The sequence below is a fragment of the Lactobacillus taiwanensis DSM 21401 genome (genome assembly GCF_001436695.1).
GTDB classification, from domain to species: Bacteria; Bacillota; Bacilli; order Lactobacillales; family Lactobacillaceae; genus Lactobacillus; species Lactobacillus taiwanensis.
In genome coordinates this window covers 506,180-530,463 of record NZ_AYZG01000051.1, presented here as the reverse complement: position 1 = coordinate 530,463, position 24,284 = coordinate 506,180, and the positions used below count along the sequence as shown (strand labels likewise).

Below are 24,284 nucleotides of genomic sequence, written 5' to 3'. Positions count from 1 at the left end.
TCTCTCTAATATTTTTAAGCTTTTTGGGTCGCTAACCGTCATACGGTGGTATCGATTTTGACCCAATAGAGGGAGCGAGCAATGGACTCGGATTTAACCTTGTTGCAAAGCTTAGTTCCTGATGTTTTAAAAATAATTCGGCAACGTTTTCTTGTTCTTGAACAGATTTCGCTGTTAGCTCCAGTTGGGCGACGAGTTGTTGCTAAAAAATTGGGATTAAGTGAACGCAATGTGCGTACTGAAACTGATTATTTACGACAATTAGGTCTAATTAATATTCAAAGTTATGGCATGGAGTTAACGGATAAGGGAAAGAGAACGCTAAAAGAAGCTGCTCCGTTGATCGATCGTCTATTTAATGCTAGTCAAACTGAAATTGAGCTGGCTCAAAAATTAGGAATTGATCGTGCAATTATTGTTCCTGGTGATATGGATCGACAAGATCGAGTTGTTGATTTAATGGGTGAACAACTTAATTCGGCTCTTGACTTGTTATTACCATTGGGAAAAAGTATTATTACTGTCTTAGGTGGTACTACTGTTGCAGGAGTGGCACGTCATCTTTCTCCTAAATTAAGTCGTTATCGCGATTTATTATTTGTTCCTGGCAGAGGGGCAGTAGGAGAGAGTGTTGAAATTCAAAGCAATACTGTGGCTCAAATGATGGCTTCTGAGACTGGCGGAAAGCATAAAGGTTTATATCTTCCTGAGAATGTCTCATCTGAGGCCTTGACTTTATTACTTCAAGACACAGATATTGCGAATGCGATTTCAAACATTTATAATAGTGATATGGTGATACATGGAATTGGCAAAGCAGATGTCATGGCAAAAAGACGTGGCTTAGATGTAATGGCTAGTTCTAACCTCCGAAATGATGGAGCTGTGGCCGAATGTTTCGGGTATTTCTTCGACCAACAAGGCAGACTTGTTAAACGTATCCCACGTATCGGACTTCAATTAGAAGATCTTGATAAAATACCTCATGTATTTGCAATTGCTGCTGGCGTTAGCAAGGCTGCAGCAATCGTAGCTTACATGCATCATGCTCCTAAACAGACGTGGTTGATCACGGATGAAGGAGCCTCAAACTTGGTTTTAAAGGGGAAGTAATTCCCGTTTAAAATAAATTGTTACTTACATATTTCCTAAGGAGGAATAATAGGATATGACAGTTAAAATTGGTATTAACGGTTTCGGCCGTATTGGTCGTTTAGCATTCCGTCGTATTATGGATTTAGGCGAAAAGTCTTCAGATATCGAAGTTGTTGCAATCAACGACTTGACTACTCCAGCACTTTTAGCTCACTTACTTAAGTACGACTCAACTCATGGTACTTTCAACCACGAAGTTTCAGCAACTGATGATTCAATCGTAGTTGACGGTAAGAAGTACCGTGTTTACGCTGAACCACAAGCACAAAACATTCCTTGGGTTAAGAATGATGGCGTTGACTTCGTTCTTGAATGTACTGGTTTCTACACTAGCAAAGCTAAGTCAGAAGCTCACCTTAAGGCTGGTGCAAAGCGTGTATTAATTTCTGCACCTGCTGGTTCAGACTTGAAGACCATTGTTTACGGCGTAAACGATGATACTTTGACTGCTGATGACAAGATTGTTTCAGCTGGTTCATGTACTACTAACTCATTGGCACCAATGGTTAATGCTTTACAAAAAGAATTTGGTATTGAAGTTGGTACTATGACTACTATCCACGCTTACACTTCAACTCAAATGCTTTTAGATGGTCCTGTACGTGGTGGTAACTTACGTTCTGCTCGTGCTGCAGCTATCAACATTATTCCTCACTCAACTGGTGCTGCTAAGGCTATTGGTCTTGTTGTTCCAGAATTGAATGGTAAGTTGAACGGTCACGCACAACGTGTTCCAGTTCCAGATGGTTCTGTAACTGAATTAGTTTCAATCTTAAGCAAGGATGTAACTGCTGACGAAGTTAACGAAGCAGTTAAGAAGTACGAAAGTCCTTCATTTGCATACAATGACCACAACATCGTTTCTAGCGACGTTTTAGGTATGACTGCTGGTTCAATCTTTGACCCAACTCAAACCATGGTAACTACTGCAGGTGACAAGCAATTAGTTAAGACTGTTGCTTGGTACGACAACGAATACTCATTCACTTGCCAAATGGTTCGTACTTTATTGAAATTTGCTACTCTTTAATCATTAATTAATTATTGATTTTAGTAAGCAGACGAGAGAAGGCGGAGGGAATTACTTCCTCCGCCTTTTTTCAAATAATCTATCGGAGGTAAATTAATTTAAATGGCTAAATTAATCGTTTCAGACCTTGATCTTAAAGGTAAAAAAGTTTTAGTTCGTGTTGACTTCAATGTTCCAATTAAAAATGGTGTTATTGGTGATGACAACCGTATCGTTGCTGCTTTGCCAACTATTAAGTACATTATTGAACATGGTGGTAAGGCAATCTTGCTTAGTCACTTGGGTCGTGTAAAATCAGATGCTGACAAGAAAGAATTATCATTACGTCCAGTTGCAGAACGTTTAAGCGAATTATTAGAAAAGCCTGTAACTTTTGTACCAGAAAATGAAGGTAAAGAAGTTGAAGAAACCATCGATAAAATGAAAGATGGTGACGTTGTTGTTCTTGAAAATACTAGATTCCAAGATATTGACAATGACTTTGGTAAACGTGAATCTAAGAATGATCCAAAACTTGGCGAATACTGGGCAAGTCTTGGCGATGTATTTGTAAATGATGCATTCGGTACTGCTCACAGAAGCCACGCTTCAAATGTTGGTATTGCAACTGCTATGAAGAAGGCAGGTAAGCCTGCAGCAGCTGGTTACTTACTTGAAAAGGAAATTAAGTTCTTAGGTGACGCTGTTGAAAACCCAGTTCATCCATTTGTAACTATTCTTGGTGGTGCAAAAGTATCAGATAAGATTGGTGTTATTGAAAACTTAATTCCTAAGTCAGACCACATTTTAATCGGTGGTGGTATGGCTTACACTTTCTTAGCAGCTCAAGGACACAAGATTGGTAAATCATTATTTGAAGCTGATAAAGTTGAACTTGCAAAAGAATTATTAGAAAAAGCAGGCGACAAGATTGTATTGCCTGTAGATAACGTTGCTGCAACTGAATTCTCAAACGATGCTCCTCATGAAGTTGTTGGTGATGATATTCCTGACAACGAAATGGGTCTTGACATTGGTCCTAAGACTGTTGAAAAATTCAGAGACATCTTAAAGGATGCTAAGACTGTTGTTTGGAACGGACCTATGGGTGCTTTCGAAATGCCAAACTACGCAGAAGGTACTTTGGAAGTTGGTCGTGCATTAGCTGACTTGAAGGACGCCGTAACTATTATCGGTGGTGGGGATTCAACTGCTGCTGCTAAGCAATTGGGAATTGCTCCTAAGATTAGCCACATTTCTACTGGTGGTGGTGCTTCACTTAACTACCTTGAAGGTAAAGAATTACCAGGAATCGCTTGCGTTTCTGACAAGTAAAATTAGGAGGAATTTTTAAATGCGTACACCAATTATTGCTGGTAACTGGAAATTACATATGAACCCTGAACAAACTATTGAATTTGTTAACGCAGTTAAGGGTAAGTTACCAGACCCAAGTAAAGTAGAATCAGTTATTGCTGCTCCTGCAGTTGACCTTTATGTTTTAAAGAAAACTGCTGAAGGTTCAAATTTACATACTGGTGCAGAAAATGCATACTTCGAAGTTGAAGGTGCATTCACTGGTGAAACTTCACCTAAGGTTTTAAACGAAATGGGTATTGACTACTGTATTATTGGCCACTCAGAACGTCGTGGTTACTTCCACGAAACTGATGAAGACATTAACAAAAAAGCTAAGGCTTTATTTGCTAATGGCGTAACACCAATTATTTGCTGTGGTGAATCTCTTGAAACTCGTGAAGCTAACAAGCAAGATGAATGGGTAGTTGCTCAAATTAAGGCTGCTTTAGATGGTTTAACTGCAGAACAAGTTTCTAAGCTTGTTATTGCTTACGAACCAATCTGGGCTATTGGTACTGGTAAGACTGCTTCTGCTGATCAAGCTGAAGAAATGTGCAAGACTATTCGTGAAACTGTAAAAGACTTGTACAACGAAGAAACTGCTGAAAATGTTCGTATTCAATATGGTGGTTCAGTAAAACCAGCTAATGTAAAAGAATTAATGTCTAAACCTGACATTGATGGTGGTTTAGTTGGTGGTGCTTCACTTGATCCCGAATCATTCTTAGCATTAGTAAACTACCAAGACTAATTAACAATTTATTTAAACGGAATTAGAAAAAAAGGAGAATCTCCATGTCTGTTATTACTGATATTCACGCACGTGAAGTTCTTGACTCTCGTGGTAATCCAACTGTTGAAGCAGAAGTTTATACTGAATTAGGCGGCTTTGGTCGTGCTATTGTTCCATCTGGTGCATCTACTGGTGAACATGAAGCCGTAGAATTACGTGATGGTGATAAATCTCGCTTTGGTGGTCAAGGCGTTTTAACTGCTGTTGAAAATGTTAACGGTGAAATTGCTAAAGCTGTCATCGGGTTAGACGTTACTGATCAACGTTTAATTGATCAAACTATGATCGATCTTGACGGTACTCCAAATAAAGGTCGTTTAGGTGCTAACGCTATGTTATCTGTTTCATTGGCAAGTGCTCGCGCTGCTGCTGATGAATTAGGATTACCTTTATACGAATACTTAGGTGGACCAAATGCTCATGTTTTACCAACTCCAATGATGAACGTTATCAATGGTGGTAAACATGCAGATAACAATGTTGATATTCAAGAATTCATGATTATGCCAGTTGGTGCTAAGTCACTTCATGAAGCTGTTCGTATGGGAGCAGAAACTTTCCATACTTTGAAGAGCTTGCTTCAAGAACGCGGCGAATCAACTGCTGTAGGGGATGAAGGTGGTTTTGCACCTAACTTGAAGAACAATGAAGAACCATTTGAAATTTTAGTGGAAGCTATTCAACGCGCTGGCTATAAACCGGGGCAAGACATTTCTATTGCCTTTGACTGTGCTGCTTCTGAATTCTACAACAAGGATACTAAGAAATATGTAACTGTTGCAGACGGTCGTGAATACACTGCTGAAGAATGGACTTCACTTATTGAAGATTTAGTTGATAAATACCCAGTTATTTCTGTTGAAGATCCTTTGGATGAAAACGATTGGGAAGGTTGGAAGACCTTTACTGAACGTTTAGGCGACAAGGTACAAATTGTTGGTGATGATTTATTTGTTACTAACACTAGTTACCTTGAAAAAGGTATCAAGATGGGGGTTGCTAACTCAATCTTAATTAAGGTTAACCAAATTGGTACTTTAACTGAAACTTTTGAAGCTATCGAAATGGCTAAAGAAGCAAGTTACACTGCTGTTGTTTCTCACCGTTCTGGTGAAACTGAAGATACTACAATTGCTGATTTAGTTGTTGCAACTAATGCTGGTCAAATTAAGACTGGTTCAATGTCAAGAACTGACAGAATTGCTAAGTATAACCAATTAATGAGAATTGAAGAAGCTCTAGGTTCAACTGCTCAATACAAGGGAATCCACAGTTTCTACAACTTACACAAACAATTTTAATTTAATTATTGATTAAAACATAAAGAAAAGGGGACGTTGCTTTAGGTGACTCCCTTTTTCTTTTAGCATTAGCTAGTTAAATATGGTAAAATCATTACAGTAAGAAATTTAGGTAATGGAGGCAGCGCTTTGTATAATATCGTCATGACGCTACTCATCATTGTTAGCTTTTTAATTATTATTGCTACATTGATGCAGCCGCAAAAGCAACAAGATGCCTTAAACGCATTGTCCGGCGGTGCAGTATTTAGTGGCCAGACAAAGAAGCGTGGATTTGAAGCATTAATGGAAAGGATTACCGCAGTTTTATTGGTTCTCTTTTTTGCTCTTGCTTTAATCTTGGCAGTACTTTCATCCAAGTAAAAAAAGCCTTCCGATGTAGGGAGGGCTTTTTTAATTTCTTTTAGCTTAACTATCTTATAAAGAAATTGAGGCAAATTAAAAAATGACACAGAATGAACGAGTTTTAGCTGATGTTTATGAAACATTTAGACATAATCCTCAAGAACAATATGATGTAGATCAACTTGAAAATGATTTAAGTCGCAATCAAAGATTAAACTTTCCAGATCTTGTTAAGGCCCTAACTTTTTTAGAGCATAGTAAAAAAATCGTAACTGATGGTCAGGGAAAGTATCAATTGAATCAGTTAAATACAGTTGCTGAAGGTACTTTTAAAGCAAATGATAAAGGATTTGGTTTTGTTAGATTTGATGATGAAAGCATGGAAGATGCTTTTATTGATAAACATAATACTAAGTTCGCTATTGATGGAGATCATGTTAAGGTAAAGATTATTGCTGGTGCTAATCCATGGAATGGCAAAGGACCAGAAGGTCAAATTGAAGAAATTACGGAACGTGGTGTCGAAACCTTAGTTGGAGAATTTCATCCTTATTCTGATGAGCTTGTAAAATCTAGTGGCTTTTATGGATATGTCGTTAGTGAAAATCGTAAATTAAAGAAGTATAAAATTAATATCACTGATAATGGTGTTAAGCCACAAATGGGCGATATGGTTAAAGTTTCTATTACTAAGTATCCTGATGAAGATCAACCTGATGAGATGCAAGGTGTAGCTCTTCTCACAATTGGTAATAAGAATGATCCTGGCGTAGATATTATGTCAATTGTTGTTGATAATGATATACGTACTGATTGGCCAGAAGAAGCTATGGACCAGGCAAATAGTATTCCTGACCATGTTACTGAAGAAGAAAAGGCTAAGCGTGTAGATATTACTGATCAACCTGCAGTAACAATTGATGGGGATGATTCAAAAGACTTTGATGATGCTGTTGTAGTTTGGAAATTACCTAATGGAAATTACCATTTAGGTGTGCACATTGCAGATGTTTCTCACTATGTAAAAGAAGGGACTCCATTAGATAAGGAAGCCCTTGCACGAGGAAATAGTACTTATTTAGTTGACCGCGTTATTCCAATGTTGCCATTTAGATTATCAAATGGTATTTGTTCACTGAATGAAGGTGTAGAACGTTTAGTACTTTCCTGTGATATGGAAATTACGCCAGAAGGTAAACGTGTTGGCTACCGTATTTATCCGTCGGTAATGAAGTCTCACGGACGTTTAACATATAATAATGTTAATAAGGTTCTTGATCCAAATAATCATGAAAAATTAGAACAAAAGTATTCTGATGCAGCTCCGATGCTTCATGAAATGGCAGATCTACATAATATTTTGTATAAGAAACGTCATCAACGTGGAGCAATTGATTTTGAAGAACCAGAAGCAAAAATTATAGTTGATGATAAGGGTAAGCCAACTGACATTGTTCTTCATGAACGTGGAACAGCAGAAAAAATGATTGAATCGTTCATGTTAATGGCCAATGAAACTGTTGCTGAAGACTATTATAAGAAACATGCACCATTTCTTTATCGTGTTCATGAGACTCCCGATCAAGAAAAAATGCAATCATTCTTTGAATTTGTTAGCGCATTTGGCTTAAACGTAAAAGCAGATCCAAATGATGTAAAGCCAAAGGATTTACAAAAGATTGTTGCCAAAACTGAAGGAACTCCAGAGGAAGCTGTTGTTCAAATGATGATGCTTCGTAGTTTGAAGCAAGCACATTATTCTCCAGAACCCCTTGGTCACTTTGGCTTGGCTGCTAAGTACTATACTCACTTTACTTCACCAATTCGTCGTTATTCTGATTTGATGGTTCACAGAATGATTCACGAATATGCTGATCAAAATATGGATGAAGGTGTACAAAAGCACTTTAAGTCACAACTTCCTGATGTTGCAGAACAAACTTCAACTCAAGAAAGAAAATCAATTGATACTGAACGTGGTGTCAACGATTTGAAGATGACTGAATTTATGGCTGATAAGGTAGGTCAAACTTTTGATGCCATTGTTTCTTCAGTAACTAGTTTCGGTATGTTTATTCAATTACCGAATACTGTTGAGGGTTTGATTCATATTTCTAATTTGAATGATGATTATTATAATTTTGATGAAAAGTCATTAACTTTAACTGGTCGTAATTCTCATAAACAATTTAAGATTGGTATGCCGATTAAAGTGAAGTTGATTAGAGCTGATGTGGAGCAACATCAGTTAGACTTTGAAATTTATGATCCGAATGCACCAAAACGTCCTCAAAGAAGTAATAATCGTGGAAAACGTAGCTTTGATAAAGGACGTAAAAATGGTGGAAATAAGAGAAATAACAACACTTCTCACATAAATAATGGCCATAATTTTAAGATTCGTCATCGTAAAACAACAGCTGTCAAGTCTAATAAAAATTAATTAGGAAGAAAACGATGAAACAAAAAGCAGATAATTTGATTGCTCAAAATAAAAAAGCAAGTCATGATTATTTTATTAAAGAAACTCTTGAAGCCGGAATTGCGTTAACTGGAACTGAAATTAAATCAATTCGTGCACGTAGAATTAATTTGCGGGACGGATATGTTCAAATTATTAATGGATCTGCTTTTTTAGAAAATGTTCATATTAGTGAATATAAAGAAGGTAATCGCTATAATCATGATCCTTTACGATCACGGCGCTTGTTGCTTCATAAGAAAGAAATTGCTCGTCTAGCTGGAATTCAAGCTCAACAGGGAATGGCTATTATTCCTTTAAAAGTCTATTTAAAGCATGGATTTGCCAAGGTTTTAATTGGTGTAGGACAAGGTAAGAAGCAATACGATAAACGTCAAACTATTAAAAAGCGTGATCAAGACCGTGAAATTCATCGTAAGTATGGGATTTAGTAGGTGAATTATAAATGATTAGAAAGGCAAAATTAACTGATTTTCCCTTAGTTTATCCAATTTTGAAACAAATCTTTGATGAGATGGATATGGATACTATTAAAGCACTTCCAGAAAGTCAATTTTATGATTTAATGAAGCATGGTTTTTATTCTTCTCATTATCGTTATTCTCATAATCGAATGTGGGTTGAAACTGATGAAATGGATCGGCCAATTGGTTTGATTGTAATGTATGGTTATGATGATCAAAACTTAATCGATATTTCATTAAAGAGTGCTTATCCAAAAGTTGGCTTGCCACTAGATACGATTGTATTTTCTGATAAAGAAGCCTTGCCACATGAGTGGTATTTAGATGCAATTGCTGTTTCTCCAAAACATTGGGGAGAAGGGATTGCTCAAAAACTAATTAAGCTTGCACCTGAGATTGCAAAGCAGAATGGATACAAAAAAGTTAGCTTAAATGTGGATCAAGATAATCCTAGAGCTGCCCGTTTATATGACTATATAGGATTCAAGACAACATCTACTATGACGATTGGGGATAGAATGTATGATCATATGATCAAAAAAGTAGGTTAAAAAATAAAATAGAATCAATTCAATTATGAATTGATTCTATTTTTTTGCTTAAATTTAAAGAAATATTTAAAAATAACACTATATACATTATTGCTATTGCGTATAATTTTAAAACCTGATAAAGTAAAAAACTGCTTAAAGACTGGGATCTATTAGTATTTTAGAAAGGAAAAATTATATACCATGTTAGCGGAGATGGAAAGAATTCAAGTAGCTTTACATGATATGTTATCTCAATCTGATGTAAAAAAAGTAAATATCTCTAAACTCTGTATTGAAGCGAAAATTAGTAGAAAAACTTTTTATTTACGTTACGGAAAAATAAATAATTGTATCGAAGCTTGCATTCTATCAGAATTAAGAAAGTTGCGTAAAGAAAAAGGGAACAGTTTAAAACAGCTCCTTCATAATTTATGTGGTTACATTCAAAAGCATAAACAATATTTTTATAACGCATACCATTTGAGTGAAAAAGATTGTATGTGTGAAAAAATGAGAGGACACTTTTTTCAGTATATTCGATCTTATGCTCATAAAAGAGGCAGTTTTTCAGAACTTATTGTTAAACAGCTAGCCAATATACTATATGACCGAATTTGTTTTTGGATTAGTCATGAATGTAATGAGGACTTTAGCTGTTTATTAGAAGACTTAGTAATAATTATTGAATTAATAGATTTTCAAAATCAGCTTTGTTCTTCCCAACATCAAGTTTTCGATTTTTCGCACTATTATTTGAAATTTGATTAAGAAGGAGCACTAATCCTGTTTTGAAAATTAAAAGTGGGTAAAAGTAAAGGCTTAGTATGCCATTGGGTAAATAATAAGCTAATCAAAATAATAAAGGGCACATCTTCTGGACGTGATATATCACAAGTCCAAGTGAGACCTGTATCGGTGACTAGTGAATAAACATTAGCCACTTTTTTTATTCCAGAATAGAAACTGTATCGTCCTTGTTTTAGACTTCCTTCAACCCAATAATTTAGTCGAGTAATATAAAATAGATTAGTAAAGCGACTATTTAATTTTTTGACTTTAACTAATGAGTGATTAACTACGTCTACGCTATAACTAGCTAGAATATGGTTAGAATCTAAGTAGAGGCGTCCAATTTCGTTATGATTAATGTCAGTTAAGATAATTGGTTGATTAAATTCATTTAAATTACCCTTTAAGATATAAACAATTTCTCCCTGTCGATTTTTTACTGGAATTTGACCACAAGTTTGTCCTTGCGTAAGTTGCACAGTATAACGCATAATTTCATCTGCCCTTTAAGAAAAATTATGTTTATTTACAGAAGTGTCGAATAGCATAGGCAACACCGTTTTCATTATTATTTTTAGTAATGAAGTTAGCGATTTCTTTAATCGCTGGAGCTGCATTTTCCATTGCAACGCCTACACCAGCCATTCTAATCATTGATTCATCGTTAAGATTATCACCGATTGCCATTACTTCATCTGGCTTATAACCTTGCAATTTTGCATAGTCCATTAAAGCAATACCCTTTTGAGCTTTAATATTATTAATTTCGATATTAGTTGAAGAACTTGCAGTAACAATTAAGTTGCCCATTTTTTTAATTTCTTCGCAAATATGTTCAAATACTTTGGGACCATCTGGATGAAAAGCAACGAATTTCATTGCTTCAAATGATGGCTTTTCAAGCAAAGTTTTAAAATCGGGAACATATTTAATTTTCATTATTTCATCAGAACCAGCAGTAAAAGAAACGGCTTTTTTGAAGGTTAGTTTTTTATTGAGGTTAACTAGAAGATCAGAAAAATTAGCAATTCTTCTTAAGCGAGAATCAGAATAAACATTATCAGCAGCCACAATTTCAAAGTAAAAACCAGATTTTTTAAGTAATTGGTTAATCTTAATGCTTTGTTCTTTGGGAATAGGTTCATCTACGATTAATTTACCAGCAGTATTGAAAACCATGGCACCATTTAAATTAATAAAACCAGTATGAAGGCCGGCTTTAGCTAGAATTCCTTGAGATTCAGAAGGAGCTCTTCCTGTAGCTACTAAAAATTCAACACCCTTTGCTTGAGCTTCTTTAATAGCAGCAATATTTTCAGATGAAATTTGCATTTTTTTGTTTAATAAAGTGCCGTCCATATCACTTGCAATGAGTTTAATCATTTTAAGTCCTCCAATCTTTTATCTATATGATATCATGAACTTGGATTTCTTAGAGGTATAAGAGGATAGAATAAATATGAAAAAATTAATTGGCAACGATTGGGATGAAATTTTGGCTCCAGCTTTTGAAAGCCAGCAATATCATCAATTACATGATTTTTTAAAAGAAGAATATCAAACAAAGCAGATTTTCCCAGATATGTATCATATTTTTACTGCTTTTAAACTAACACCTTTTGCGGACACTAAAGTTGTGATTTTGGGTCAAGATCCATATCATAATCCGGGCCAGGCCACGGGGATGAGTTTCAGTGTAAATCCTGGAGTACCCCTTCCTCCATCATTAAAAAATATCTATAAGGAATTGTATGATGACGTTGGTGCAATTCCCGTAAATCACGGATATTTAAAGAAATGGGCTGATCAGGGAGTATTACTTTTGAATGCGGTCTTGACAGTACCATATGGTAATGCAAATGGACATCAGGGAAAAGGTTGGGAGACTATTACAGATGCGGCTATTAAAGCCTTGAGTGATCGAGGAAAAGTAGTGTTTATTTTATGGGGAAGATTTGCCCAAAACAAAATACCTTTAATTGATCAAGAAAAAAATGTAATTATTAAATCCCCACATCCAAGTCCTTTTTCAGCAGATCGAGGTTTTTTTGGATCCCGTCCATTTTCTAGATGTAATGATGCCTTGATTAAGTTTGATGAAAGTCCAATTGATTGGCAACTACCACAAGAAGTTAGTCAATCTGATCTAGCATAGTTTTTACTTTGAGAAAAAGATCTAGAATTGTAAAATATTATCTATAAATAAAAAAGGAAGGCTCAATTGAAATGAAAGTATTTGACTCACTTAAGAAAAAAGCAAAAGAATCGAAGAAAGTAATTGTTTTCCCAGAAGGAAATGATGAACGGATAATTAGAGCTGCGGTCCGTCTTGATAAAGAAAATATTGTTGAGCCAATTTTATTAGGAAAGCCCGACGAAGTAATTGAAACTGCTGAAAGATTAAGTGCTGATTTAGGATCAATTGAAATTATTAATCCAACAGTTTATCCAGATTTTGAAAAAATGTGTCAAGATTTTATTGAATTGAGAAAAGGAAAGAATACTTTAGCAGAAGCAAAAGAAATTTTACAAGATGTTTCTTACTTTGGCACAATGCTAGTATATGAAGGAAAAGCTGATGGAATGGTTTCAGGAGCAACTCATTCAACAGCGAATACTGTTCGGCCTGCTCTTCAAATTATTAAGACTAAAAAAGGAATGGGTCGCGTCTCAGGTGCAATGATTATGGAGCGCGGAGATGAAAAGTATATTTTTGCTGACTGTGCCATTAACATTGATCCAGATAGTGAAACTTTAGCTGAAATTGCTTACCAGTCTAGCAAAACTGCAGAGATGATTGGTCTTAATCCTAAAATTGCAATGCTTAGTTTTTCAACTAAGGATTCAGCACAAGGGCCAATGGTAACAAAAGTTCAAGAAGCAAATGACTTAGTACATAAAAAGTATCCTGAATTAATTTGCGATGGTGAACTGCAATTTGATGCTGCAATTGTTCCACGCGTTGGTGAAGCAAAAGCACCAGGCTCTGCCGTTGCTGGTCATGCAAATGTCTTTATTTTTCCAGAATTACAATCTGGTAATATCTCCTATAAGGTAGCAGAACGATTAGGTGGCTTTAGTGCAATTGGGCCTGTATTACAAGGGCTAGCTGCACCAATTAATGATTTATCTCGTGGATGCAAGACAGAGGATGTATATTTGTTAGCTATTTTGACTGCTGCACAAGCTAATATGGAGAAATAACATGGAATCATTAGAGATAAATTCTGATGAACAAATGCAAAAACTGGGTAAAGCAATTGGCGAAACTAGTCAAGGTCATGATCTTTTATTATTAAGCGGAGATTTAGGTGCAGGAAAAACAACTTTAACTAAAGGAATTGCAAGGGTTCTTGGAATAAGACGTCCAGTAAAAAGTCCGACTTTTACAATTGTAAGAGAGTATCGCGAAGGAAAAATGCCGCTTTTTCACATGGACATGTATCGATTAGAAGATGGAGACTTATCAAGTATTGATATGCCTGCATATTTGGCTGAAGATGGTTTAGTAGTAATTGAGTGGCCACAATTCATTATTGATGATCTTCCAAAAGATTATCTTGAATTATCGATTAAGCGCCTAGATGATTCCTGGGATTCAACAAAAAGAATAGTTGAATTTAAACCAGTTGGAGAGAGAAATATGACTTGGTTGTTAGAGATAAAAAAATATTTTGAATAATAAAAATGGTTAAGCTTAAATTCGCTTAACCATTTTCTTAATTGGAGCATCCCCAACACATTTATTTTCTTCAATTAAGATTTCTGCACATGCTTCACTATCGCTTAATGCATTATGATGATGCCAAAGATTAATATTTAAAGCTTCTGAAACTGTATCTAATTTATGATTAGGTAGATCAGGTTCAAAAGCCTTACTAGTTGCTAAAGTATCAATTGCAAGGTAATGGGGAGCAGGAATATTGTAGCGTGCGAGTGATTTTTCCATTACTCGGCAATCAAAGCGAGCGTTATGAGCAGCAACTAGCATCCCCGGTTGATATAGTTTCTTGATTTTTGGCCACACCTCAGCCATTGTAGGTGCATTTTTTACGTCTTCAGCGGTAATGCCATGGATTTTTATATTGCGACCATCAAAAGGCATTTGTGGGTTAATGACTGTATAAAAACGATCAACAATTTCATTATTCCGAACCATAACAAGAGCGAGAGAACATGCACTTTCTGGGCGATTATTCGCTGTTTCAAAGTCCATTGCAGTAAAGTTCATCTTTATCCTCGAATTTTTATTATTTTTCTTTTTAGTATAACACTTAAGGTAGAAAACTAGCTATTTAATGCGGTATGATTAAAGGGATGATTTATTTAAGGAAAAGAGAGATAAAAAATGCAACTGATGGATTTAAAGCAACAAGGAATTGACATTCAAGAAAATATTCCATTAAGCCGTTTTACTTTTACTAAGACTGGTGGACCGGCGCAATATCTAGCTTTTCCTAAGAATTTAAAGGAATTAGAGCTCTTAGTAAATACAGTTAAAAGTAATGATATTCCATTAACTGTTATTGGAAATGCATCTAATTTAATTATTAGAGATGGTGGTATTACCGGCTTAGTTCTAATTTTGACTAAAATGAATGAAATTACGGCAAACAAGGAAAATGCAACTGTTACTGCAGATGCGGGTGCTCGAATTATTGATACATCTGAGGCAGCCTGTGAAGCAGGTCTTAGTGGATTAGAATTTGCAGCAGGTATTCCTGGTAGTGTCGGTGGTGCAGTATTTATGAATGCTGGCGCTTATGGTGGGGAAACTGAATTTGTTATTAAGTCAGTTTGTGTTTTAACTAGAGAAGGCGAATTTAAGACCTATACTCATGATGAGATGGAATTTGGATATCGTCATTCTTTAGTTCAAGAAACTGGAGACATTGTTGTAAGTGCTACTTTTGGTCTTGAGGTTGGCGATAAATGGGCTATTAAAGCAAAAATGGAGTACTTTAATGGCTTACGTAGAGCAAAACAGCCACTTGAATATCCATCTTGTGGTAGTGTATTTAAACGTCCAGCTGGTCACTTTGTGGGACCAATGATTATTAAAGCAGGGCTTCAAGGTAAAAGAATTGGCGGCGCTGAAGACTCAATGAAACATGCAGGTTTTATTGTTAATGTAGGCGGTGCTACAGCTACTGATTACCTAGATTTAATTCATTTGATTCAAAAAACAATCAAAAAAGATTTTGATGTTGATTTACAAACTGAAGTAAGAATTATTGGAAAAGAGAAAGATTAGGAAAGAGCTACAAGTAACGGCTTGTAGCTTTTTTGATGAGATGGTGAAAAAAGTTGAGCGATATTATTAAGTTAAATCATGTACGCAAAGAATATGATGATGGTTTTGTAGCGTTAAAGGATATTAATTTAACAATTGAATCTGGAAAATTTTATTCATTACTGGGACCATCAGGATCAGGAAAAACGACTATTTTGAGAATAATTGCCGGATTTAGTGAACCTACGAGCGGAAAAGTCTTTTTTGACGGAGATGATATTACTAACCTTGATTCATCTAAGCGAAAAATTAATACTGTTTTTCAAAATTATGCTTTATTTCCGCATATGAATGTCTTTGAAAATGTGGCTTTTGGCTTACAAATTAAGAAAAAAGATAAGCAAGAAATAAAAATGGCAGTTAAAGAAGCTCTCCACATGGTTCAATTAGACGGATTCGCAAATAGAGAAATTTCTGAATTAAGTGGTGGACAACAGCAACGAGTAGCTATTGCACGAGCAATAGTAAACCAACCAAAAGTTTTGCTTTTAGATGAGTCTTTGTCTGCTCTTGATAAACGCTTGAGAAAGGATATGCAGTTTGAGCTGCGTGAGATTCAAAAAAAGTTGGGTATTACATTTATTTTTGTTACTCACGATCAAGAAGAAGCTTTGGCAATGAGTGATGAGATTTTTGTATTAAACGAAGGTAAGATTCAACAAAGCGGAAGTCCGGTCGATATTTATGATGAGCCAGTTAATGATTTTGTAGCTCGTTTTATTGGTGATTCTAATATCTTAAGTGGTCGAATGATTAAAGATTACGAAGTAGAATTTGGAAATCATCGTTTTGAATGTGCTGATGCTGGAATAAAACCTGGTGAAAAAGTAGAAGTTGTTTTAAGACCAGAAGATTTGGATATTACTGATATTGAACATGGAAAATTACGAGTTATGGTTGAAAGCCAATTGTTTTTAGGCGATCACTTTGAGATTAAAGCTATTGATAGTGATGAGAATGAGTGGTTAATTCATTCTACTAATCCAACTAAGATTGGCAAGGAAGTTGGAGTGTATTTTGATCCGGAAGATATTCACGTAATGCGTTTTGGTGAAAGTGAAGCTGAATTTGATAAACGATTAGAGGCATATGAAGGAGAGGAGTAAGATATGAAAAAAAGTAAATTATTTTTTCTCATTCCTTATGTTCTGTGGCTTAGCTTATTTGTTATCGCCCCGATTATTTTGATCACAATTAATGCATTTAAGGGAGAGGATGGCTTTACCTTAAAGAATTTTCAGCAATTTTTTGTTAATGGTACTTTTTTAAAAATGACCCTAAATTCATTTTGGTATGCATTCTTAATTACCTTAATTACGCTGCTAATCTCTTATCCAATTGCCTATATTTTAAGCCAAATGAAAAATCAACAATTTTGGTTACTTTTGATTATTTTACCAACATGGATTAATTTGCTGTTAAAGGCATATGCATTTATAGGAATTTTTAGCAAACATGGCTTGTTAAATAATTTCTTGAAGCTTTTTGGGATTGCTCCAGCTAATATTTTATTTACAGATTTTGCTTTTATTTTTGTTGCAGCTTATATCGAAATTCCATTTATGATTTTGCCAATTTATAATGCAATTTGCGATATTAATCCTGCTGTAATTCAAGCAGCTTACGATTTGGGTGCAAGTAAATGGCAAACATTTATTAAGGTTTTATGGCCACTTTCAAAATCTGGGGTTGAATCTGGAATACAGGCTGTATTTATTCCCTCATTATCTTTATTTATGTTGACAAGATTAATTGGAGGTAATCGAGTAATTACCCTTGGGACAGCTATTGAAGAGTACTTTATGACAACAATGAATTGGTCAATGGGATCAACGATTGGGGTTGTTTTAATAGTATTAATGGTAATAGTGATGCTATTTACCTCATCTGATCATCATAAAAAGAAGGAGATAAAACTATGAAAAGAATAAAATGGTCTCGAATTTATTTTGGTTTTATCTTAGTTTTAATGTATTTACCAATTTTTTATCTGATATATTATTCCTTTTCAAGTGGTCATAATATGGATCATTTTGAAAAATTTACTTTTAGCCATTATCAAGATCTTTTTAGTGACAATCGCCTATTAGCAATCTTTTTGGAAACAATTTTGCTAGCTCTTTTATCAAGTCTGATTGCTACAATAATTGGAACATTTGGTGCGATTGCAATTAGTCAGACCAAAAATAAAAAGGGACAAAAGACATTACTAGCCCTTAACAACGTTTTGATGGTTTCGCCGGATGTAATTATTGGGGCTAGCTTTTTAATCTTCTTTACTTTTTTAGGAATTGGTTTAGGTTTTGGATCTGTTTTATTAAGTCATATTGCTTTTTCAATTCCAATTGTCGTATTAATGGTATTACCTCGTTTAAAAGAATTTGATTATTCTTTAGTAGATGCTGCTCGAGATTTAGGTGCATCCACTTGGCAAGTTTATAGTAAGGTAATGATTCCGGCTATTACACCCGGGATTTTAGCTGGCTTTTTTATGGCTTTGACTTATTCTTTAGATGATTTTGCAGTTACTTTTTTTGTGACGGGAAATGGTTTTTCAACTTTATCTGTAGAAATCTATTCACGTGCACGTCAAGGTATTAATTTGGAAATCAATGCTCTAAGTACAATAATGTTTATTTTTGTGATGATTTTAGTATTAATTTATTATGTGATTACTAATCATAAGACCCATATTGGTAAGGGACGTGCACAATGAAAAAACTATTAATTGGAATTGCGGCTATTTTGTTAGTTTGTCTAGGATTAGAAGTTGGTGCAAAAAAGTTAAATGATAATGGCATCAGTTCTAATAATAAAAACTTAATTATCTATAATTGGGGCGACTATATTGATCCTAAATTAATCAAAAAATTTGAAAAACAAACAGGATATCATGTGATTTATGAAACCTTTGATTCAAATGAAGCCATGTATACCAAAATAAAACAAGGTGGAACAGCGTATGATATTTGTGTGCCTTCCGATTATATGATTTCAAAAATGAGAAAAGCTAATTTGCTTGATGAAATTGATACGAAAAAAATACCAAACTATAAAAATATTGGAAGTGAATTTTTACATCATTCATTTGATCCAAAAAACACCTATTCTGTTCCGTATTTTTGGGGAACTTTAGGAATTGTATATAATGATAAATTTGTAAAGTCTGGTCAAATCAAGCACTGGAATGATTTGTGGTCAAAAGATTATCGTCATAATATTTTATTAGTTGATTCGGCTAGAGATATTATGGGACTTTCTTTAGCTTCTATGGGAAAGTCGTTAAATACAACTAATACTTTAGATCTTAAGCTCGCAAAAACAAAGTTAGATGGCCTAGGACCAAATGTAAAAGCAATTATTTCTGATGAATTAAAAATGTACATGATACAAAATGAAGCAGCTGTTGGGGTAACTTGGTCAGGCGAAGCACGTACTATGTTAAACGATAATAAACATTTACATTATGTTGTTCCTCCTGAAGGATCAAATTTATGGTTCGACAATTTTGTTATTCCTCGTACTGTAAAAAATAAGGCTGGAGCATATGCTTTTATTAATTTTATGCTTGATCCTAAGAATGCTGCCCAAAATGCGGAATATATCGGTTATGCAACTCCAAATGTAAAAGCTCAAAAGTTACTACCTAAAGAAATAAGAAATGATAAACAATTTTATCCAAGCGAACAGGCTATGAAAAATTTAGAAGTTTATCGAGATCTGGGCCCAAAGAAAATTCAAGAATATAATGATCTCTTTCTTGAATTTAAAATGTATGGTCGGTAAATCAAGAAGTTCGATATAATTATTTTTTAGGAGGGTGCTATGAAGTTTAATATTGAACAGATATTTACCTGGCAGAATCTGATGAATATTATTGATATTTTAATTGTCTGGTATATCATTTATCGCTTAATTATGTTGGTTAGGGGAACGAAAGCCGTTCAGCTAGTTAAGGGAATATCATTAATTATTTTAGTTAGAATTGTTGCTGGCTTATTACATCTACATACGTTAACGTATTTTGTTGATCAAATTCTTTCTTGGTCTGTAATTGGAATAATTGTTATTTTTCAACCTGAAATTAGGCGTGGACTTGAGCATTTGGGCCGTTCACCTATTTTTGGCGGAACAACAATGACTGAAAAGCAAGCTGCTGAAAAAATGATTGGAGAATTGGATAAAGCAATCCAATATATGTCTAAAAGAAGAATTGGTGCTTTGATTACAATTCAACAAAATACTGGTCTAGAAGATTATATTGAAACTGGTATTCCAGTAGATGCGGATATTACTGGGGAGTTATTAATTAATATTTTTATTCCTAATACCCCATTACATGATGGGGCTGTTATTATTCGTAATAATCGGATTGCAGTTGCTGCCGCTTACTTACCACTTTCTGATAATAGTATGATTCCTAAAAAACTTGGAACTCGTCACCGTGCTGCCGTTGGTATTTCAGAAGTTACAGATGCTATTACAATTGTTGTATCTGAAGAAACTGGTGGGGTAACAATTACTCGCAATAGTCAGTTTATGCTTGATTTAACTAGAGAAGAGTATTTGAAATATTTAAATGCTCAATTAGTTCCGAAGGAAAAAGAAGACGAAAATCCAAGATGGTATCAACGAATTGTAAATCATATCTGGAACTGGGGGTCAAATAAAAAATGAAAAAATTTTTTGATAAACCTTGGTTCTATCGAATTGTTGCGTTGATTTTGGCAATTTTGCTTGCTGTATATGTTTCATCTAATCAGCAAGGTTATGTAATTCAAGGACGACGCGAAGATACCTTAAAAACTGCTACTAAAACGCAGGTGATTAAAGCACCTTTACAGGTGTCCATTAATACAGATAAATACTATGTAACTGGATATCCTGAAAAAATAAATTTAACTTTAGAAGGATCAAATGCATTAGTTACATCTACTATTAATACGCAAAATTTTCGGGTCTATATTGATCTAAGTCATTTAAAAACGGGAGAACATATTGTACCAATTAAGGTAAATGGCTTGAGCAATCAATTGACTTATAGCATTAGTCCTAGTAAAGTGCATGTGAACATTCAAAAAAGAAAATCTCGTACTCTTCCTGTACAAATAGAGTATAATAAGAGTGCTGTATCTCATGGGTATAACTTAGGAACTGCTAAAAGTGAACCAGAAGTGGTTAATATTACTGGAGCAAAAAGTGAGGTTAACCAGGTAGACCGTGTAGTGGCTCGAGCAAGTTTACCTAAAGGGATAGACAGCACTTTTGAGCGCGAGGAAATGTTGATAGCACTTGATAAAGAGGGACATCAACTTAATGTTGCTATTGATCCAGCAACAGCGCATATTATTATCCCAATTAATTTATCGAAGAAAAAGGTCAAGGTAAATGTGACTTCGAAAAATGAATCATCGACTCATGTTTACTCTTTGACTGCACAAAAAGAGACAGTTGAGATATACGGTGATGATAATACGCTTAAAAAGATAACATCGATACCTTTAAAGGTTGATTTAAGTGGTGTAAATCATGACATTACAAAAGATGTTGCAGTTAAATTACCAAAGGGCGTAGTTAAGGTTTCACCATCAGTAATACCAGTTCACATCAAAGTTACTGATACTACTGCTAAAAAGGAATAAAACAAGGAAAGGTTGTTAAAAATTATGCTTAAATATTTTGGAACAGATGGTGTACGGGGGGTTGCTAATGCTGGTTTGACTCCAGAAATGGCTTTTAAATTAGGTCGTGATGGAGGTTATGTTCTTACCAAGGATAAGAAAGATGGAGAAAGAGCTAAGGTATTAGTTTCTCGTGATACACGTATTTCTGGTCAAATGTTAGAGTATGCATTGATTTCTGGGTTACTTTCCGTTGGAATTGAAGTTTTAGAAGTTGGTGTAATTACTACTCCTGGTCTTTCTTACTTGGTGCGTGCACAAGATGCAGATGCCGGTGTTCAAATCTCTGCTTCCCATAATCCAGTTGAAGATAATGGAATTAAGTTTTTTGGTAGCGATGGTTTGAAACTATCCGATGCTAAAGAAGAAGAAATTGAAAAATTGATCGACGCTCCTGAAGATAAACTTCCTCGCCCATCTGCAGAAGGCTTGGGTACTGTGACAAATTATCATGAAGGTGCTTCAAAGTACTTACAATTTATTGAAAATACTTTACCTGAAGAATTAAGTGGTATAAAAGTAGTTATTGATGGTGCTAATGGTGCAGCAAGTGCATTGATTTCAAGATTATTTGCTGATATGGGTGTTGACTTTACTACTATTGCTACTCATCCAGATGGTTTAAACATTAATGATCATGTTGGTGCTACTCATACTAAGAAGTTACAAGAAGAAGTTGTAAAACAAGGTGCTCAATTAGGTTTAGCATTCGATGGGGATGCTGATCGTTGTATCGCTGTTGATGAAAATGGTAATGAAGTTGATGGTGACCACATTATGTATGTTATTGGCTCATACCTTGCTGATCATGGACGGTTAAAGAAAGATACTATCGTTACAACTGTAATGAGTAATCTTGGGTTTACTAAGGCTTTAGAGAGACGTGGTCTTAAGAACGTTAGAACTCAAGTTGGTGACCGTTATGTTTCAGAAGAAATGAGAGCTAATGGTTACAATCTTGGTGGTGAACAATCTGGACACGTTATTATCAGTGATTACCATAACACTGGTGATGGGATGCTTACGGGGTTGCATTTATTATATGTAATGAAGGATACCGGTAAATCCCTCAGTGAATTATTGAGTGACTTTAAAGAATACCCACAACGTTTAATTAATGTTCCTGTTAAAAATAAAAAAGACTGGAAAAAACATAAACGTATTACTGAAGCCATTGAAAAGGTTGAAAAAGAATTAAGTGATGAAGGACGTATTTTTGTTCGTCCATCTGGAACTCAAAGTTTGCTTCGTGTAATGACTGAAGCTCCAACACAAGAATTAGCTGACAAGTACTGTGAAGAAGTTGCTAAAGTTGTTGAAGAAGAAATGGGTTCAAACTAATTGTTTTTAGTTTTATTTAAAATTTAATATGGTGATGGTGTTCACCAATTTAACCGATTAATATCTGACGACGCCTACTTTCTTGTATTAACAGGGAGGTAGTGTCGTCTTTTTTTATGCATTTTTTGTATAATAGGAAGGAGAGTAACCGATTACATAAGGAGAAAAAATAATGAATATAAAATTAATTGCTGTAGATCTTGATGGAACTTTATTAAATGATAAACAAGAAATAAGTGTTAAAACAAAGCAAGCTCTTCAAAAGGCATCAAGGATGGGAATTAAAATAGTTCCGTGCTCAGGTAGACCATTTCCAGGTATTAGGGACTATCTTAATGAGTTGGACTTAAAGGATTCTGCTCAGTACGTTGTTGCATTTAATGGGGCTTTAGTGTTAAATGCTCAAGGAAAGCCAATTGTTGAAGAACTATTAAGTTATGATGATTTTATCTTTTTTGAAAAAATTGCTGATAAATTACAAGCAAATTTTCATATTGAAGTAAGAGACAAGTTTATTACGTTAGATCATTTTATTAATTACTATTTATCACGTGAAAGCTGGTTAACAAGAATGCCAATCGAAGTTTCTCAACTAAAAGATATTTCAGAAGATATTAAATTTACTAAGGCCATGTTTTCAGGATCTCCAGCTGAAATGAAGAATATTTATCGGAATTTATCAGAGGAAGTATTTGAAAGATATAATGTTTCAACTTCAGATGAAACTTTGATTGAGATTAATTCAAAGCAGGCATCGAAAGGAAATGCGTTAAAAGAATTAGCTAAAAAACTAAATTTAAAAGAAGATGAAGTAATGATTTTCGGTGATCAAACTAATGATATTTCTATGTTTGATGTTCCGGGATTCTATAAAGTTGCAATGGGAAATGCGGTATCTGAAATAAAGGAACGCGCAAATTATGTTACGAAAACAAATAACGAAGATGGGATTGCATATGCATTAAGAAGGTTGGTATTTGATGAATAAAAAGATAGAAAATTATTTAAGTGTAGGAGTATTTGCTTTTTTTGGAGGTGCATTAAGAGCATATTTAAATTTAGTTTGGTCTCAGTCGGGGACATTTATTGCTAACATTCTCGGCTGTTTTTTATTGGCATTTTTGACCTATTTCTTTATTGAATTTAGAGAAGGTCGTGACTGGCTAGTCACGGGATTAAGTACTGGTTTTGTTGGTGCTTTTACGACATTTTCTAGTTTTCATTTAGATACTTTAAAGCAATTAGAAAATGGTATGCATAGTCAAGCAATCTTGTATTTTTTTAGTTCAATATTTATTGGTTTTTTATGTGCTTATTTAGGAATGATAATCGGTAAAGTACTAGGTAGAAAGTTGGCAATAAAAGCATGATTACAACAGTTGTAGTAGCAGGTTTTGGCGCTATTTGGGGTGCACTTTTGAGATATGGAATTACTAATTATGGCAAAAAACATTGGGAACGGGATTTCCCTTATGCAACTCTGCTAATAAATTTAACCGGTGCCTTTTTATTAGGAGTAGTGTTTGCATGTAAGTTATCTCCATTTATTTATGCCTTAGTTGGGACCGGAGTTTTAGGTGGATATACTACTTTTTCGACATTAAATGTTGAACTTCTGTCTCATTGGCAAGACCATAACTATGGTACTTTTATTCTTTACGCCTTACTTTCTTATGGTGGAGGATTATTTTTAGTATTTATCGGATATAAAGTTGGTATGCTAATCTAATTTTTAGAAA

General features: G+C 34.7%; 27 protein-coding genes and 1 riboswitch. Of the genes, 24 read left to right on the top strand and 3 right to left on the bottom strand.

Going from position 1 to position 24,284, the window contains the following annotated elements:
* The first annotated feature begins 81 nt into the window (after positions 1-81).
* From FD18_RS08905 to FD18_RS08860, 10 genes are all read left to right on the top strand, one after another.
* Positions 82-1,113 carry a sugar-binding transcriptional regulator gene (locus FD18_RS08905; protein WP_057719555.1) on the top strand — a complete coding sequence of 344 codons (1,032 nt, stop codon included), beginning with the start codon at positions 82-84 and terminating at the stop codon, positions 1,111-1,113.
* A gap of 55 nt (positions 1,114-1,168) precedes the next feature.
* Entirely contained in the window at positions 1,169-2,185 is a 1,017-nt protein-coding gene (gap, locus tag FD18_RS08900) for a type I glyceraldehyde-3-phosphate dehydrogenase (RefSeq protein ID WP_003647012.1), read from the top strand.
* 102 nt (positions 2,186-2,287) lie between these two features.
* Positions 2,288-3,499, top strand: a complete 1,212-nt coding sequence (locus FD18_RS08895; protein WP_057719554.1) for a phosphoglycerate kinase — start codon at positions 2,288-2,290, stop codon at positions 3,497-3,499.
* A 19-nt stretch (positions 3,500-3,518) separates the two neighbouring features.
* Positions 3,519-4,274: a triose-phosphate isomerase gene (gene tpiA / locus FD18_RS08890; RefSeq protein ID WP_004893957.1), complete on the top strand. Its 756-nt coding sequence runs from the start codon at positions 3,519-3,521 to the stop codon at positions 4,272-4,274.
* A gap of 44 nt (positions 4,275-4,318) precedes the next feature.
* Positions 4,319-5,617, top strand: a complete 1,299-nt coding sequence (eno, locus tag FD18_RS08885; RefSeq protein WP_057719553.1) for a phosphopyruvate hydratase — start codon at positions 4,319-4,321, stop codon at positions 5,615-5,617.
* A gap of 129 nt (positions 5,618-5,746) precedes the next feature.
* Complete coding sequence (gene secG / locus FD18_RS08880; protein WP_004897700.1) at positions 5,747-5,980, top strand: preprotein translocase subunit SecG; 234 nt, start codon at positions 5,747-5,749, stop codon at positions 5,978-5,980.
* Between the two features lie 82 nt (positions 5,981-6,062).
* Positions 6,063-8,405, top strand: coding sequence for a ribonuclease R (rnr, locus tag FD18_RS08875; protein ID WP_057719552.1), 2,343 nt, complete (start codon positions 6,063-6,065; stop codon positions 8,403-8,405).
* Between the two features lie 14 nt (positions 8,406-8,419).
* Positions 8,420-8,875: an SsrA-binding protein SmpB gene (gene smpB / locus FD18_RS08870; protein ID WP_004897698.1), complete on the top strand. Its 456-nt coding sequence runs from the start codon at positions 8,420-8,422 to the stop codon at positions 8,873-8,875.
* A gap of 14 nt (positions 8,876-8,889) precedes the next feature.
* On the top strand, positions 8,890-9,459 hold the full coding sequence (locus FD18_RS08865; protein WP_057719551.1) for a GNAT family N-acetyltransferase: 570 nt from the start codon (positions 8,890-8,892) through the stop codon (positions 9,457-9,459).
* A 183-nt stretch (positions 9,460-9,642) separates the two neighbouring features.
* Entirely contained in the window at positions 9,643-10,209 is a 567-nt protein-coding gene (locus tag FD18_RS08860; protein ID WP_057719550.1) for a hypothetical protein, read from the top strand.
* Here the strand turns inward: FD18_RS08860 and FD18_RS08855 are convergent.
* Both FD18_RS08855 and FD18_RS08850 read right to left on the bottom strand, forming a co-directional pair.
* Positions 10,206-10,721 (bottom strand): LURP-one-related family protein, encoded by a 516-nt coding sequence (locus FD18_RS08855; protein ID WP_057719549.1) that lies wholly within the window; start codon positions 10,719-10,721, stop codon positions 10,206-10,208. The two genes, FD18_RS08860 and FD18_RS08855, sit on opposite strands and share 4 nt — an antisense overlap.
* Before the next feature lie 31 nt (positions 10,722-10,752).
* Positions 10,753-11,613, bottom strand: coding sequence for a Cof-type HAD-IIB family hydrolase (locus FD18_RS08850; RefSeq protein WP_057719548.1), 861 nt, complete (start codon positions 11,611-11,613; stop codon positions 10,753-10,755).
* Positions 11,614-11,689: 76 nt separating this feature from the next.
* On the opposite strand from FD18_RS08850, the gene FD18_RS08845 reads away from it, so the two are divergent.
* The 3 genes from FD18_RS08845 to tsaE all read left to right on the top strand — a co-directional run bounded on the left by FD18_RS08845 (position 11,690) and on the right by tsaE (position 13,912).
* Positions 11,690-12,385 (top strand): uracil-DNA glycosylase, encoded by a 696-nt coding sequence (locus tag FD18_RS08845; RefSeq protein ID WP_057719547.1) that lies wholly within the window; start codon positions 11,690-11,692, stop codon positions 12,383-12,385.
* 71 nt (positions 12,386-12,456) lie between these two features.
* A complete protein-coding gene (pta, locus tag FD18_RS08840; protein ID WP_057719546.1) occupies positions 12,457-13,434 on the top strand; it encodes a phosphate acetyltransferase in 978 nt (325 codons plus the stop codon).
* A gap of 1 nt (position 13,435) precedes the next feature.
* Positions 13,436-13,912 (top strand): tRNA (adenosine(37)-N6)-threonylcarbamoyltransferase complex ATPase subunit type 1 TsaE, encoded by a 477-nt coding sequence (gene tsaE, locus FD18_RS08835; RefSeq protein WP_057719545.1) that lies wholly within the window; start codon positions 13,436-13,438, stop codon positions 13,910-13,912.
* Between the two features lie 15 nt (positions 13,913-13,927).
* Here the strand turns inward: tsaE and FD18_RS08830 are convergent, their stop codons facing one another.
* On the bottom strand, positions 13,928-14,461 hold the full coding sequence (locus FD18_RS08830; protein ID WP_057719544.1) for a 3'-5' exonuclease: 534 nt from the start codon (positions 14,459-14,461) through the stop codon (positions 13,928-13,930).
* Between the two features lie 117 nt (positions 14,462-14,578).
* Here FD18_RS08830 and murB point away from each other — a divergent pair, with 117 nt between their 5' ends.
* The 11 genes from murB to crcB all read left to right on the top strand — a co-directional run bounded on the left by murB (position 14,579) and on the right by crcB (position 24,274).
* On the top strand, positions 14,579-15,484 hold the full coding sequence (gene murB, locus FD18_RS08825; RefSeq protein WP_057719543.1) for a UDP-N-acetylmuramate dehydrogenase: 906 nt from the start codon (positions 14,579-14,581) through the stop codon (positions 15,482-15,484).
* 53 nt (positions 15,485-15,537) lie between these two features.
* Positions 15,538-16,629 carry an ABC transporter ATP-binding protein gene (locus tag FD18_RS08820; RefSeq protein WP_057719542.1) on the top strand — a complete coding sequence of 364 codons (1,092 nt, stop codon included), beginning with the start codon at positions 15,538-15,540 and terminating at the stop codon, positions 16,627-16,629.
* Positions 16,630-16,632: 3 nt separating this feature from the next.
* On the top strand, positions 16,633-17,445 hold the full coding sequence (locus FD18_RS08815) for an ABC transporter permease (protein ID WP_057719541.1): 813 nt from the start codon (positions 16,633-16,635) through the stop codon (positions 17,443-17,445).
* Positions 17,442-18,239, top strand: a complete 798-nt coding sequence (locus FD18_RS08810) for an ABC transporter permease (protein ID WP_057719540.1) — start codon at positions 17,442-17,444, stop codon at positions 18,237-18,239. The genes FD18_RS08815 and FD18_RS08810 overlap by 4 nt, the downstream gene beginning before the upstream one ends.
* A complete protein-coding gene (locus tag FD18_RS08805; RefSeq protein WP_057719539.1) occupies positions 18,236-19,309 on the top strand; it encodes an ABC transporter substrate-binding protein in 1,074 nt (357 codons plus the stop codon). The genes FD18_RS08810 and FD18_RS08805 overlap by 4 nt, the downstream gene beginning before the upstream one ends.
* Positions 19,310-19,348: 39 nt before the next feature.
* Positions 19,349-20,200, top strand: coding sequence for a diadenylate cyclase CdaA (cdaA, locus tag FD18_RS08800; RefSeq protein ID WP_057719538.1), 852 nt, complete (start codon positions 19,349-19,351; stop codon positions 20,198-20,200).
* Entirely contained in the window at positions 20,197-21,165 is a 969-nt protein-coding gene (locus FD18_RS08795; protein WP_057719537.1) for a CdaR family protein, read from the top strand. The genes cdaA and FD18_RS08795 overlap by 4 nt, the downstream gene beginning before the upstream one ends.
* Positions 21,166-21,189: 24 nt before the next feature.
* Positions 21,190-22,545 carry a phosphoglucosamine mutase gene (gene glmM / locus FD18_RS08790; RefSeq protein ID WP_057719536.1) on the top strand — a complete coding sequence of 452 codons (1,356 nt, stop codon included), beginning with the start codon at positions 21,190-21,192 and terminating at the stop codon, positions 22,543-22,545.
* 21 nt (positions 22,546-22,566) lie between these two features.
* A riboswitch (Fluoride riboswitch) is annotated at positions 22,567-22,629 on the top strand.
* A gap of 88 nt (positions 22,630-22,717) precedes the next feature.
* Positions 22,718-23,533 carry a Cof-type HAD-IIB family hydrolase gene (locus tag FD18_RS08785; protein WP_057719535.1) on the top strand — a complete coding sequence of 272 codons (816 nt, stop codon included), beginning with the start codon at positions 22,718-22,720 and terminating at the stop codon, positions 23,531-23,533.
* Positions 23,526-23,915: a fluoride efflux transporter FluC gene (locus FD18_RS08780; RefSeq protein ID WP_057719534.1), complete on the top strand. Its 390-nt coding sequence runs from the start codon at positions 23,526-23,528 to the stop codon at positions 23,913-23,915. The genes FD18_RS08785 and FD18_RS08780 overlap by 8 nt, the downstream gene beginning before the upstream one ends.
* Complete coding sequence (crcB, locus tag FD18_RS08775; protein ID WP_057719533.1) at positions 23,912-24,274, top strand: fluoride efflux transporter CrcB; 363 nt, start codon at positions 23,912-23,914, stop codon at positions 24,272-24,274. The genes FD18_RS08780 and crcB overlap by 4 nt, the downstream gene beginning before the upstream one ends.
* Positions 24,275-24,284 lie beyond the last annotated feature (10 nt).